The sequence below is a fragment of the Winogradskyella sp. SYSU M77433 genome (genome assembly GCF_029911945.1).
Lineage (GTDB): Bacteria > Bacteroidota > Bacteroidia > Flavobacteriales > Flavobacteriaceae > Winogradskyella.
Window position 1 is genome coordinate 52737 of record NZ_JARYTG010000005.1, and the last position, 14688, is coordinate 67424.

Sequence of the window (14688 nt, forward strand, 5' to 3'; positions counted from 1 at the left end):
AAGTTGTAAATTACTTTAATTTCTTCTTTACTTCTACTTCTTGGAATGCTTCTAAGACATCACCTACAGCAATATCATTATAGTTTTTAACTTGCATACCACAATCGTATCCTTTAGAAACTTCTTTAACGTCGTCTTTGAAACGTTTTAAGGATGATAACTCACCAGTGTAAACTACAACACCATCTCTAATAATTCTAATTCCAGAATTTCTGTAGATTTTACCGTTTGTCACCATACATCCTGCAATAGTTCCGATTTTAGAAATCTTGAATGTTTCTCTAATTTCGGCAGTACCTGTAACCTCTTCTTTCAATTCTGGTGACAACATACCTTCCATTGCATCTTTCAGGTCATTGATAGCATCATAGATAATCGAGTAAGTTCTAATATCTATTTCTTCCTGATCTGCTGTTTGTCTTGCATTTCCAACAGGACGCACATTAAATCCAACAATAATCGCATCTGATGCCGAAGCTAATAACACATCACTTTCGGTAATAGCACCAACTCCTTTATGTATAATGTTTACTTGAATCTCTTCAGTTGATAGTTTTTGGAACGAATCTGTAAGTGCTTCTACAGAACCATCCACATCACCTTTAAGGATAATATTTAACTCTTGGAAGTCACCTAATGCAATACGTCTACCGATTTCATCAAGGGTAATATGACGTTGTGTTCTCACAGATTGCTCACGTTGCAATTGTGTACGCTTAGCTGCAATTTGTTTCGCTTCACGTTCATCTTCGAATACGTTGAACTTATCACCTGCTTGAGGAGCACCATCTAAACCTAATATCGATACAGGTGTTGATGGACCTGCTTCAACAATATCATTACCACGTTCATCGTGCATTGCTTTAACCTTACCACTATTCTTACCAGCTAAAACATAATCTCCAACTCTAAGCGTACCTGCTTGTACTAAGATTGTTGAAACATATCCACGTCCTTTATCTAAGAAAGCTTCTACTACAGTTCCATTAGCACGTTTGTTCGGGTTAGCTTTTAACTCTAATAATTCAGCTTCTAAAAGTACTTTTTCAAGTAATTCTTTTACTCCTGTACCGAATTTAGCAGAAATGTCATGCGACTGTATTTTTCCACCCCAATCTTCTACCAATAAATTCATATTAGCTAAGCCTTCTTTTACTTTATCTGGATTAGCTCCTTGCTTATCAATTTTGTTGATAGCAAATACTATTGGAACACCTGCTGCTTGAGCATGGGCAATGGCTTCTTTTGTTTGTGGCATTATGGCATCATCAGCTGCCACAACAATAATAGCTATATCTGTAACCTGAGCACCACGAGCACGCATTGCTGTAAAGGCCTCGTGACCTGGTGTATCTAAGAACGCTATTTTTTGTCCATTATCTAATTCTACACCATAAGCGCCAATATGCTGTGTAATTCCACCCGACTCACCTGCAATTACATTCTCTTCACGAATGTAATCTAGTAACGATGTTTTACCATGGTCAACGTGACCCATAACTGTTACGATTGGTGCACGAGGTTCTAAATCCTCAGGGCTATCTTCATTAACTTCAAAAGATTCTTCAATATCTGCAGTTACAAATTCTACTTCATAACCAAACTCCTCAGCAACGATAGATAAGGTCTCTGCATCTAATCTTTGGTTCATGGTAACCATCATACCTAAAGACATACATGCTGAAATTACTTGCGTTACACCAACATCCATCATAGTTGCAACCTCACTTACTGTTACAAATTCTGTAACCTTAAGTGTTTTACTTTCTGCTGCTTCAGCTTGAAGTTCTTTTTCAGATTGCTCTCTATGCTGATCTCTTTTTTCTCTACGATACTTAGCTCCTTTACCTTTATTAGACTTTCCTTGAAGTTTTTCTAAAGTCTCACGGATTTGCTTTTGAACTTCTTCTTCACTTGGCTCTTCCTTAACCACTTTAGGTCTGGAATTATTACCTCGTCCTCTATTATTTCCTCTTCTATTATCGAAATTAGGCTTTCCACCTCCGCTGTCATTTCCGCCTTTGCTGATACGACGTCTCTTGCGTTTATTTTTATCGTTAGAAGTGTTTTGTTGTTTGTTATCTTCTTTCTTCTTTTTCGGCTTATTGAATTGAGAAAGATCTATTTTTTGGCCTGTAGTAACAGGTCCTGTCAGCTTTTTATACTGAGTTTTAAGCGTTTCTTCAACAGGCTCTGAAGGTTTTGCTTCTTCTTTTTTAGGTTGCTCTTTTGGCTTTTCTTCTTTAGTAACCTTTGGAGTTTCTTTAGGTTTCTCTGGTTTTGGCTCTTCCTTAGTAACCTTTGGAGTTTCTTTTGGCTCTTCTTTAACTTTAGGTTCTTCTTTAACCTTTGGCTCTTCTTTGGCTTTTGACTCTTCAGCAGGTTGAACTTTTTTAGGTTCTTCCTTTTTCTCCTCTTTAGCCTTAGGTTTATCCAAGTCTATTTTACCAACTTGTTTTGGACCAGTTAAATCTGCCTTAGCTTTTACTACAGGTTGCTTAGCAGCTTCTTGTTTTTGCTTTGCTTCAATTTCGCGTTCACGCTGTTCGCGAAGCTCTTCTTTTTCTTTAAGCTTTGCTTCACTAACCTCTTGAGCTTTTTCACGCTTAGATGCATCCGTCTGAAATTCATCAGATAGCGTGTTATAAACCTCTTGCGAAATTTTAGTATTAGGGCTTTTTTCAATCTCAATGCCTTTGGATTCTAAAAAATCCACAGCACGATCTATTGAAATGTTCAATTCCCTTAGTACTTTGTTTAATCTTGTTGTTTGAGCCATAAATTGCCTGTAATATAACTTAAATATAGTTTACCTTCAATCTCAAAATGCTATTATAACATTTTAATAATTAAAATGGTAATTATTCTTCGAATTCTTCCCTAAGAATTCTGATAACTTCTAAAATTGTTTCTTCTTCTAAATCTGTACGCTTCACCAAATCATCTACATCTTGCTCTAGTATACTTTTCGCCGTATCTAGACCTGCTTTACTGAATTCTTCAATGATCCACTCATCGATCTCATCAGAGAATTCTTTTAATTCTACATCTTCCTCAGCTCCTTCTCTAAATACATCTATCTCGTAACCTGTAAGTTGACCAGCCAAACGAATATTGTGACCACCTCTACCAATAGCTTTAGAAACTTCTTCTGGCTTTAGTAAAACCTCAGCACGCATATTTTCTTCGTCTAACTTTAAAGAGGTAACTCTTGCTGGACTTAAAGCTCTGGTTACAAAAAGTTGGATGTTATTAGTGTAGTTGATAACATCAATATTTTCATTTCCTAACTCACGTACAATACCGTGAATTCTAGATCCTTTCATACCAACACAAGCACCAACTGGATCGATTCTATCATCATAAGAATCTACAGCTACTTTGGCCTTTTCACCTGGAATACGAACCACTTTCTTAACTGTAATTAATCCATCGAAAACTTCTGGTATTTCTTGTTCAAATAATTTTTCCAAGAAAATAGGAGAGGTTCTCGACATTATGATTGCCGGCTTGCTTCCTTTTAATTCTACACTTTCTATGATTCCTCTTACATTTTCTCCTTTTCTAAAGAAATCTGAAGGAATTTGTTTGTCCTTTGGAAGGATTATTTCATTACCCTCATCGTCTAAAAGTATAATTGCTCTGTGACGAATGTGATGTACTTCTGCTGTGTAAATTTCACCTTCAAGCTCTTTAAACTGCTTGTAAATATTAGTATTATCGTGTTCGTGAATCTTAGAAATTAAGTTTTGTCTTAATGCTAAAATTGAACGACGACCTAAGTCTATAAGCTTTACTTCTTCAGCAACATCTTCTCCAACTTCAAAATCTGGTTCAATTTTCTGAGCTTCAGAAAGTTCTATTTCTTGATTTTCATCTTCTACTTCACCATCAGCAACTACAATACGGTTTCTCCATATTTCTAAATCACCTTTATCTGGATTTATAATAATATCAAAATTATCATCATCACCATACTTTTTCTTTAATGCATTACGCAATACATCTTCAAGAATCGCCATCAGCGTAACTCTATCGATTAATTTATCGTCCTTAAATTCTGAAAATGATTCAATTAACGCTACATTTTCCATAATTGATGTGAATTAAAATTTTATTTTAACTTTTGCTTCTTTAATATTATTGAAAGCAACTTTTGTTTCTTTAGTTACTGTTACTTTTCCTTTACCTACTGGTTTTGGTTCTCTAGTTTTCCACTTTAGCACTATACCTTCTTCATCAACACCGTCAAGTTTTCCTTCCATGTTTTCGCCTTCTGAAGTTTTCACTTCCAAATCTCTCCCAACATGTTTTTTATACTGTCTAGGCAATGTTAGTGGGGATGCTGCTCCTGCCGACAATACTTCTAAAGAAAAATCCTCTTCTTCTCTATCAATATTGTGCTCAATAGCTCTACTTACATAGATACAATCTTCTACCAAAACACCATCATCGCCATCTATAACAACTTTAATTGCGTTATCATTTGATACCGTGAAATCTATAAGAAAAAGATCTTCTCTTTCATTTAAGGCATTTTGTAATAAGTCTTCTACTTTTTTCTTAAACATTTTTCAGTATAAAAAGAGGGGACTTTTTTGTCCCCTCAAGTATTCATTTCCGTAAACTTCGCTGCAAATATACAATAATTATATTGCTTTTCAAAGCAATCCTAAATTGAATTATTTTCTTAAATTTATAAGACTAATACTAAATAAAAACAAATGAACAAAATACTAGTCCCTACAGATTTTTCTGAGCAGGCAGAGAATGCCTTAAAGGTTGCTGCTATGCTAGCTAAAAAACATAATGCTGAAATTTACTTATTACATATGCTTGAAATCCCCATGCAACATATAGATCCAGGTAGTGTACAGAGCGATGTCCCTGAAGCCTTGTTTTTTATGCAACTAGCTCATAAAAAATTTGAAAACCTTATGGCTAGTGATTACTTAGAAGGTATTACTATTCATGAAACGGTTAAAGCCGATATTACATTTAATGAAATTAAAGATGCTAGTAAGGAATTTGACATAGATCTAATTATTATGGGCTCTCATGGTGCAACAGGTCTAAAAGAAATGTTTGTAGGTTCTAATGCAGAAAAAGTTGTACGTACATCTGATATTCCTGTTTTGGTTATAAAGAACGAACATGAAAATTTTGAAATTAATGATTTTGTGTTTGCTTCTGATTTTCTAAATGACAGCAAAGAAACCTATAAACAGGCTATACAATTTGCAGAAGCTTTTGATTCTAAAATCCACCTACTGATGGTGAATACAGCTAATAATTTTTTAACTACTTACGAAGCTAAAACACGTATAAACGACTTTATTTCAGGACAATCTTTTAGTGACTACACTATTACAGTTCATAACGATGTTAGTGTTGAGCAAGGTATCCTTAATTTTTCTAAAGACATTAATGCCGATTTAATAGGCATCAGTACTCATGGAAGACAAGGTATTGCCCACTTTCTGAATGGCAGTATTAGCGAAGACCTTGTTAACCATGCTAAAAGACCTGTAATAACGTTTAAAATATAATATTTGAAAATGTATTAAAAACAAAAAATCCTAATCAGTTTTGATTAGGATTTTTTTCTGTTGGCCTACTAGGGCTCGAACCTAGACTCTTCTGGACCAAAACCAGACGTGTTGCCAGTTACACCATAGGCCAATCTCTCAAATGAGGGTGCAAATTTAATACAAAGTTTTACTTGGACAAAAAAATTATCAAAAAATAATTCAAAATACTTAACGTTTACATAAAAACTTAGGGTATTTAGTATTTATTAGTAAATTCGCCAGCATCAATAAGTAAGGTTTTCATGACAGATTTTAACTTTAAAAAGTGGAATAATATTTTAGGATGGTTTGTTTTCGCTATTGCGTTTACTGTATATGCACTAACCATTGAGCCAACAGTAAGTTTTTGGGATGCTGGTGAGTATATTTTAACCTCATCTAAACTACAGGTTGGTCATCCACCAGGAGCACCGTTATTTCAAATGTTTGGAGCATTTTTCTCAATGTTTGCTCTAGAACCTTCTCAGATTGGTATGTTATTGAATATGATGAGCGCTGTAGCCAGTGCTTTTACTATTCTATTTATGTTCTGGACCATTAGTCTATTGCTTGTGAAACTTGTAAAATACAAGAAAGACTCTAGCTCTAGTAAAGCTATGGCTATTTTAGGAAGTGCTTTAGTAGGCAGCCTGTCATTTACCTTTACAGATTCCTTCTGGTTTAATGCTGTAGAAACTGAGGTTTATGCCATGGCAACACTTATTATGTCTGTGATGTTTTACCTTGCTTTAAGATGGGAGCAAGACATGCATAAGCCTAGAGGTAATCGTTGGTTAATTTTAATTGCTTTTGTTATTGGTCTTTCTTTTGGTGTTCACTTCATGGGGCTTTTAACTATTCCAGCTATTGGACTCATCTATTATTTCAAAAATTATAAAACCATAACAATAAAAAACTTTATAGTAGCAAACGTAGTTTCAGCTGCTATTCTACTTTTTATCTTTAAGTTATTACTTCCATCAACTTTAAAGTTATTTGGATATTTAGAGGTTTTCTTTGTTAACTCTGTTGGTCTGCCTTTCAATTCAGGAACCATTATAACAGGATTAATGGTTATTGCTCTTTTTTACTTTGGGCTTAACTATACAAGAAAAAAAGGCATGATACATATCAATACATTGATACTCTGCCTCATGTTTATTTTTGTTGGTTTTTCATCTTGGATGATGCTTCCTATACGTGCCAATGCCAATGTTATTATCAACGAAAATGATCCTTCTGATGCTAGAGAACTTTTAGCATATTATAACCTTGAGCAATATCCTGAAACGCATTTATTCTACGGACCACAGTTTACTGAAATATATTCTGGTCAAGATGAAAATGAACCTTTTGTAGACGACAAAAAGAACTACGAAAAAGATGAAGAAAAAGGCGAATATGTTATTATAAACGATTGGAAAGATAGTAAACAGAATTACAATCACGAGCACGCCTCTATACTTCCAAGAATGTGGAGTAGCGAACATGCAGAAAATTATATGATGTTTACAGGTCTCATAGATTTTAAAGTAGATCCTAATCTTCAAAATTATGCTTACCGTGAAGCTATGAACGCTGGATTGTCAGAAGAACAAGCTACACAATATTCTGTTGGTGAAAAGCGTAGAGTGGATGAAATGGTAATGGATTTTAGAATGCGTGTTGCCAATGGTGAAATTGATTATGAAGGTTATGATCAATTTTTAAGGCGTTATGCACAACAATATCTTATTGTTGAGAAACCTTCATTTTTTGATAATACCATGTATATGTTCCAGTATCAATTTGGATATATGTACTGGAGGTATTTCATGTGGAATTTTACAGGAAGACAAAACGATGTACAAGGAAAGTATGATGACTTTAATGGAAACTGGATTTCTGGAATACAATTTATAGATGAACTACATTTAGGTATGTCTCAAGACAATTTACCTACCGATGTTCTTGAAAACAAGGCTAGAAACACCTATTATTTCTTACCTCTATTACTAGGACTTGTTGGTTTCCTTTTCCTTATGTATTCTGATGCGAAACGCTTTTGGGTATTATTAGTGTTTTTCCTATTAACTGGTATTGCTATTCAATTTTATACCAACATTAGACCTTTTGAACCTCGTGAACGTGATTATTCTGTTGTAGGTTCTTTTTATGTTTTTGCTATTTGGATTGGTTTTGGTGTCTATGCAATTTATGATTTATTAAGATCTAATATAAAGTCTAAACTATTAGCACCAGCGGTTAGCATATTATGTCTTCTTATAGTTCCTGGAATTTTAGCAGCTAATAACTGGGACGACCATGACAGGTCTGGTAAATATACAGCCAACGCTATGGCTCGTAAGTATCTTGAATCTTGTGCGCCAAACGCCATTCTATTTACTATTGGCGATAACGATTCTTTCCCGTTATGGTATTTACAAGAAATTGAAGGAGTTCGTACTGATGTACGTGTTATAAATACTAGTTTATTCCAAACGGATTGGTACATCGACCAAATGAAACGTAAAGCTTATGAAAGTGACCCTATTCCATCATCTTTAAAACACGAACAATACAGATATGGAACTCGTGACTTCATTATTTATAGAGAAATTAATGAACAAATTGCTAGAGATACGCTTGGTATTAGTGACTTTATGGATTTCATAACCAGTGATAAGCCAACTACTAAATTAAAACATATTGTAGAACGACGAGGTGAAGACCCTAGCGGTTACCCAAGCAATCTATTGAACACTAATTATTTCCCAACGAAGAACGTGAGTATTCCTGTTGATAAAGCAGAAGTACTTAAAAATGGTATAGTAAAACCTAAAGATGCAGATAAAATTGAAGACAACATCTATGCAAGAATTACAGGTAGCACTATTTATAAAAACCGTTTGTTAATGCTAGATATCATTAACAATAATAATTGGGAACGCCCTATTTACTTTACAGGTGGTGCTTTTAGTGACGAAGATTACATTTGGCTAAAAGACTATTTACAGTTAGATGGTATGTGTTATAAGCTTGTACCTATAAAAACTCCTGTAGATAGAGCTAACCCTTATGATATGGGACGTGTTGATACAGATCTAATGTATGACAAAGTTATGTCTTGGAATTGGGGAGGAAGTGGTGAAGATATTTACCACGATATTGAAACTAGAAGAAACGGAATAACCTATAGAGGTAACTTGGCTAGATTAATAGAACAATTAATCAATGAAGATAAGTTAGACAAAGCCGAAAACATAGCTGATCTTGCTATGGAAAAAATGCCTGTAGACACCTTTGGTTTTTACTCGCTCTTAGAACCATACATAAGTGCTTACTATGAAATTGGTAATGTAGAAAAAGGAAGAGATCTTTATAAAAAAGTCGCTAAAAAGTATCAAGAGAACTTAGTGTATTACAGTAGTCTTTCTCTCGAAAACCAAGAACGTAAGGTTGGAGAAGATATTTATTTAGATATTCAACGCTATAGAGCTCTTGTTGATATTCTTGTAATCTATAATGACGATGAGTTTGCGAAAGAAGAAACGCAAAAGTTCAATAGCTACTTAGAGTTATTTAATGAGTTAATGAACAGCTATAGCGATGAAGAAGAGCTTCCTGAAGTTCCCGAAGAGCTTGATTTAATGAACACTGTTAAAGATACAATTGACACTTTAGTTCCTGTAGAATAGAACGATGCAGATTATTCCAGCCAAAACACCAGGATTTGTAAAAACACTATTTCCAAATTTTGTCTGGAATATTGATACTCCAAACAAAGAACTCTACCTAACGTTTGATGATGGTCCCACTCCAGAAATTACCGATTGGGTACTTTCAACTTTAAAGCAATATGATGCTAAAGGAACGTTTTTTTGTATAGGCAACAATATTGAAAAACACCCTGAAATTTTTCAACGGGTTATTGATCATGGCCACTCTGTGGGCAACCACACGTATAATCATCTTAAAGGTTGGAAACACCAAACTGAGGACTATATCAATGATGTTTTAAAGACTGAAAGCCTAATCAAAAATTATAAGCTTAACAATAAACAGAAATTGTTTAGGCCACCTTATGGCAAATTCAAAACCAAACAGAGTAAAAAGATTCTAGAGTTAGGTTATAAAGTCATTATGTGGGAAGTTATTTCTTACGATTGGGACAAATCCCTAACCGAAGAAAATTGCTTTAGAAATGTAACATCTGCAGCAAAAAGTGGTAGTGTAATTATATTTCACGATAGTGTAAAAGCATTCAAAAACTTAAAATATGCCTTACCTAAAGTTTTAGAATATTATAGTGAAAAGGGATTTGAATTTAAACGTATTCCTGAATAACATTAATTAGAGCATTAAGATCATACTCTCCACTGTGGCGCCATTTCATCTCGCCATTTTTATAAATGATTAATGTTGGTAAACCTTTTACACGAAGCGCTTCAGCAAGCTCCTTATTTTTATCAACATCAATCTTAATGACTTTGGCCTTATCACCAAGAGCAGCGGCAACATCTCTTAAAACAGGATGCATTGCAATAGATTGGTCATTTGCTTCCGTATAGAAGTCTAATAGCACCGGAATATCGACATCTATTAATTCCCCAAATTTTGACATACGTTATTGTTTTAATAAAACGCGCTATACAAACCTACTATAATTTTACAATGAAAAATCGTAGAAAGTTCAATACTAGCAATATAAAAATACTAATTTCTCAACAATTATGCTTCTTTTACTCCTTTTTTAAGTTCTATAACTGTAATCTCTGGCCAGATTCCCACGCGACCAGGATAGCCCAAATAGCCAAAACCTCTATTTACATTTATATATTGACCTAATTGCTCATATATACCTGCCCACTGCTTGTAACGCCATTTTACAGGACTCCACTTTATCCAACCTGGTATTTCAATTCCAAATTGCATACCATGTGTATGACCACTTAAGGTTAAATGATAATGATAATCATGAGCTAATACTTCTGCATCCCAATGACTAGGATCGTGACTCATTAAAACCTTAAAATCGTCTGGTTGTATTTGAGATGATGCTTTCTTTAGATCACCTGCTTTTTTAAAACCGCCTTTACCCCAATTCTCTACACCAATAAGAGCAATTTTTTGTCCATCTTTTTCGAGATAACGATGCTCATTTAGCAATAAATCAAAACCAATCTCTTTTTGAATTGCTTTTAAATCTTCAAGATTTTGAACTTTTGCTTCTTCAGAATCCCAATCTACATAATCACCATAATCATGATTTCCTAAAACGGAATATTTACCATCTGCTGCTTTAATACGGGCAAATGTTTCTTTCCAAGGCAACATTTCCGTAGCCTTATTATTCACCATATCTCCGGTGAAAAGAAGCACATCAGACTCTTGCTTATTTATCAAGTTAACCGCATAGTCTATTTTCTCTTTATTATCAAAACTCCCTGAATGAATATCACTAATTTGAGTAATTCGATAACCATCAAAAGCATCTGGTAAATCTTCAAAATGAAGTGTGTACTTCAATACTCTAAAATTGTACTTTCCTTTGTACATTCCATAAAGCAGCGAAGCGAAAGGAATAGCTGCCAAACCTAAACCAATCTGACTTATAAACTTTCTTCTCTCAGGAATATAAAAGGCTTCACGCTTTGCTATAAACCTATCGTACAACCCGAAAACCCCTCTAATAATATCTTCTCCTAAAAGAATTGGAACTAGGACTATATTTAATGACATAAACGTCAAAAGAAAACCAAAAGCATAACTTTTTGCAGGACTTAGAACACGTCCTTCGCTAACTACTGTAAATTGAAGTATAAAATTTCCTACGACTACTAATGCTACCGCAAGAAAAAGATAATGAACCCAAACTTGTTTTGTTATGGTCTTTATCGCTTGAAAACCATAAGCTGTAAGTAGTATATAAACTACAATAAAAATAATCCATCTTGTCATAAGACAAATTTACGCATATGCCATTCTAGTTATCTTATGAAAGTGTTAAAGGTTTTGATTTGTAGGCTGTCTAGGCTTTTTGATTTCGTTTGGAATTGAATAGTTTTTGGTTCATTAGGCATTAAATCAAAGAAATTATCAGAAAAATCACCTTTAGCATCTGTATACAAAAACACATCTTTTTGAAGTGTTGATGAATACAACTCTATGGAAAAACCATCATTAGTTTTAGTGACTATTTTTTGAATTTTGGCTTGATTTAATTTCAAATCTTTAGGCTTCACAAAGTAGAAAAATGATGATTCACCATTGAAAGTTGAAACTAAAACAGTTTCGCCTTTATTGAAGTCTAAGTTTTTTAAATCTAACTGAAACTTCACTTCACTTGAAAGTGGCTCGACCGATATTTGCTCTTCATTAAACCAAATAACTTCTCCTGAAAATTTCATTAATCTCAAAGTCAACTGACCTGTTATCTTATCTAATTTATCATTAACAATCCAAGTTTTTAAAATATCATTTTCAACCTTTGAAGAGATTAAAACATCCTCAAAACTTCTTTTGGCTTTATAATGCAAAGCTTTCCAATTCCCAAAATAATCGATACTACTCCAAGAAACTGCAGGCCAGCAATCATTGAGTTGCCAATACAACGAGCCCATATTATAAGGTTTTGCTCTTCTTTGTGCTTCAATACCTTTAGTAATGCCATAAGCTTGCAACAACTGGCTTATATATACATAATCTTCTGCTGAGTCAGGCACTGGAAAATCGCGCTGCATATAATCGTCTATTATTTGAAATCCTCTGGAATGTTTTTGATGATTTTTAAACCCTTCGGAAGTAATATCCACACTATCCTTTTGATTTATGAATTGAATGACCTCGTAACTCGGAAACGACTGAAACCCAAATTCACTCATAAATCGTGGCACATTCTCTTCCAAATGCTCAAAAGTATAACCATCGTGCCAAATCCACCAATCGTGAGCATCGCCTTCTGACTTGTACAACGGATTGCCTCTTCCATATTTTGGCGACGTTTGCCAGTAACTGGTATTTGAATATTGATTCACAGCTTTTGGAAGCATACTGTCAAAAAGCCTTAGATAATTGTTCCATATGTCTTCTTTCTCTTTTTCACTTCTGTCGGCTTGCCAGCCCCAACGATTCCAACCTTCAGAGCTTTCGTTATTACCGCACCAAAGTGCAATAGATGGATGATTTCGTAACCTTTTTACATTCTGCTCAGCTTCTTTAGCAACATTATCTAAAAACTCCGTGTCGCCAGGATACATTGCACAGGCAAACATAAAATCTTGCCAAACCAAAATACCTTTTTCATCGCACAAGTCATAAAACTTATCGTCTTCATAAATACCGCCTCCCCAAACTCTGAGCATATTCATATTGGCATCTACAACATCACTTAAGAGTCTTTCATAATCTTCATTGTTTACTTCATTTTGAAAACTGTGCTGTGGAATATAATTAGCACCTTTGGCATAAACAGGAACATCATTGACTTTAAAATAGAAGGATTCTCCAATACTATCTTTCTCTGTAACCAACTCAATATCACGAATGCCATACTTTGTTGAAATGCTATCTAAAATTTTTATACCTTCTTTTACTACAACCTTAATATCGTATAAGTATGGTTCACCTAGATTATGTGGCCACCAAAGTTTTGGATTTTTAATTTGAAATGAGACAAGGCCTGTCATATCTGAAGGCAACCTTTCATACGACTGATTAAGTTTATCATTAACATAAATCTCGTAAGAGTATTCTGTTGATGGGTAATCTTCAAGTAAAATATTAAAATCAGCTAAAGAATCTGTAAGCTGACTTTGTACAACATATGTATTCTCTTTTTTCAGATAAACTTCATTCCAAGCCACTAACTTTATCGGCCTCCAAATACCGCTTGTGTTCAATTTTGGTCCCCAATCCCAGCCATATTGAAATTGTGCTTTTCTAGTAAAAATACGCTCGCCTTCCGGTAGCTCATAAGATGATTTTTCTTGTGCTTCTGCTTCATATTTAGAGGTACTTTCAAAAACTAGTCGCAACTCATTTTCAAGTTTTAAAAGTGATTTTACATCTAATTCCCATTTTCTGAATGCGTTGTTGGCTTTTAAAATGAGACTATCATTCAAATAAACCGAAGCATACGTATCTAAACCTTCAAAATTGAGCTCAAAATGTTTCTTTTCGAGCAAGTCTTCACTTAATGAAAAAGTGGTTTTGTATTCCCAATCGGTTTCTGAAACCCATTGTACTTTTTCTTCATTATTACCAATAAATGAATCTTCAATAAGTTGATGATGCAACAAGTCTGAAAACACATTTCCTGGAACCGTAGCCGAATGCCACACAGTATCTGTTACTTTTTTGAACAGCCAATTTTCATTGAGATTTATCGTAGTTGGTAAATCGTGTTTTGGTTGACAGCTAAAACAGATAATTATTAACAACAGTAGACTATATCGCATCTAAAATGGCTTTTATTTTCATTGGGTCTGAAAAGGTTATTGGCACAGAAAACATACCATCATCCTGTTTCTTTGTTGAAGATGCAGAAGCGTGAATTTCAGTTAATCCTGCTTCTTTAAACAAGTTTGCATTTTTTGAAGTGATTCCTCCTCCTGCTAAAATTGTGATTCTATTTTTGGCTAAAACATTCAATTCTTTTAAAAGATCTAAGCCTTCTTCTGCGGTTGTTTTTTTACCTGAAGTCAGCACACGATTAGCACCAAGTTCTATAAGTTGTAATAAGGCTTCTTTTGGGTTTTTAACCTCATCAAAAGCACGATGGAATGTAAATGACAAAGGTTTGGCAAGGTCTATCAAAATTTTTGTTCGTTCAACATCTATAGTGTCATCAGGTTTCAATATACCGGAAACGATGCCTTTGCAACCTAAATCTTTACAGACTTGAATATCGTTTTTCATGATTTGAAATTCATCATCAGAATACACAAAATTGCCACTTCGAGGACGTATCAATACAAAAACCGGAATATCTAACTCTTCAATTACTTTTTTCAATAAACCGTAAGATGGTGTAATGCCACCAACCGAGAGTTCTTGACACAATTCTATGCGATGTGCTCCTGCGTCGCAAGCATTTTTTGCTGATTGGTATGAGTTGGCGCAGATTTCTAGTTTCATA

Annotated in this window: 10 protein-coding genes and 1 tRNA gene; 3 read left to right on the plus strand and 8 right to left on the minus strand. The window is 34.3% G+C overall.

All coding sequences use genetic code 11. The features are described from left to right. Positions 1–10 precede the first annotated feature (10 nt). The 3 genes from infB to rimP form a co-directional block, all read right to left on the minus strand. Positions 11–2779 carry a translation initiation factor IF-2 gene (gene infB / locus QGM60_RS11155; protein WP_281140324.1) on the minus strand — a complete coding sequence of 923 codons (2769 nt, stop codon included), beginning with the start codon at positions 2777–2779 and terminating at the stop codon, positions 11–13. 82 nt (positions 2780–2861) lie between these two features. Then, a complete protein-coding gene (nusA, locus tag QGM60_RS11160) occupies positions 2862–4094 on the minus strand; it encodes a transcription termination factor NusA (RefSeq protein WP_281140325.1) in 1233 nt (410 codons plus the stop codon). Positions 4095–4106: 12 nt separating this feature from the next. Next, complete coding sequence (rimP, locus tag QGM60_RS11165) at positions 4107–4571, minus strand: ribosome assembly cofactor RimP (RefSeq protein WP_281140326.1); 465 nt, start codon at positions 4569–4571, stop codon at positions 4107–4109. A gap of 153 nt (positions 4572–4724) precedes the next feature. Between rimP and QGM60_RS11170 the strand changes: the two genes are divergently transcribed. Continuing rightward, positions 4725–5549 carry a universal stress protein gene (locus QGM60_RS11170; RefSeq protein WP_281140327.1) on the plus strand — a complete coding sequence of 275 codons (825 nt, stop codon included), beginning with the start codon at positions 4725–4727 and terminating at the stop codon, positions 5547–5549. A gap of 60 nt (positions 5550–5609) precedes the next feature. Here the strand turns inward: QGM60_RS11170 and QGM60_RS11175 are convergent. Beyond that, positions 5610–5682, minus strand: a tRNA-Gln gene (locus tag QGM60_RS11175). 151 nt (positions 5683–5833) lie between these two features. On the opposite strand from QGM60_RS11175, the gene QGM60_RS11180 reads away from it, so the two are divergent. Together QGM60_RS11180 and QGM60_RS11185 are read left to right on the plus strand one after the other, a co-directional pair. Further along, the gene (locus QGM60_RS11180) at positions 5834–9247 is read left to right on the plus strand and encodes a DUF2723 domain-containing protein (protein ID WP_281140328.1); all 3414 of its coding nucleotides are present in this window, start codon (positions 5834–5836) and stop codon (positions 9245–9247) included. 4 nt (positions 9248–9251) lie between these two features. Then, positions 9252–9896 carry a polysaccharide deacetylase family protein gene (locus tag QGM60_RS11185; RefSeq protein WP_281140329.1) on the plus strand — a complete coding sequence of 215 codons (645 nt, stop codon included), beginning with the start codon at positions 9252–9254 and terminating at the stop codon, positions 9894–9896. On the opposite strand, the gene QGM60_RS11190 is transcribed toward QGM60_RS11185, so the two are convergent. The 4 genes from QGM60_RS11190 to QGM60_RS11205 all read right to left on the minus strand — a co-directional run bounded on the left by QGM60_RS11190 (position 9877) and on the right by QGM60_RS11205 (position 14687). Further along, positions 9877–10173, minus strand: a complete 297-nt coding sequence (locus tag QGM60_RS11190) for a thioredoxin family protein (protein ID WP_281140330.1) — start codon at positions 10171–10173, stop codon at positions 9877–9879. The two genes, QGM60_RS11185 and QGM60_RS11190, sit on opposite strands and share 20 nt — an antisense overlap. 107 nt (positions 10174–10280) lie before the next feature. Further along, positions 10281–11510 (minus strand): metallophosphoesterase, encoded by a 1230-nt coding sequence (locus QGM60_RS11195; RefSeq protein ID WP_281140331.1) that lies wholly within the window; start codon positions 11508–11510, stop codon positions 10281–10283. A gap of 29 nt (positions 11511–11539) precedes the next feature. Further along, a complete protein-coding gene (locus QGM60_RS11200; RefSeq protein WP_281140332.1) occupies positions 11540–14008 on the minus strand; it encodes a glycoside hydrolase family 2 protein in 2469 nt (822 codons plus the stop codon). Next, positions 13998–14687, minus strand: coding sequence for a copper homeostasis protein CutC (locus tag QGM60_RS11205; RefSeq protein WP_281140333.1), 690 nt, complete (start codon positions 14685–14687; stop codon positions 13998–14000). Before QGM60_RS11205 ends, QGM60_RS11200 begins: the two co-directional genes overlap by 11 nt. Between the last annotated feature and the right edge of the window lies 1 nt (position 14688).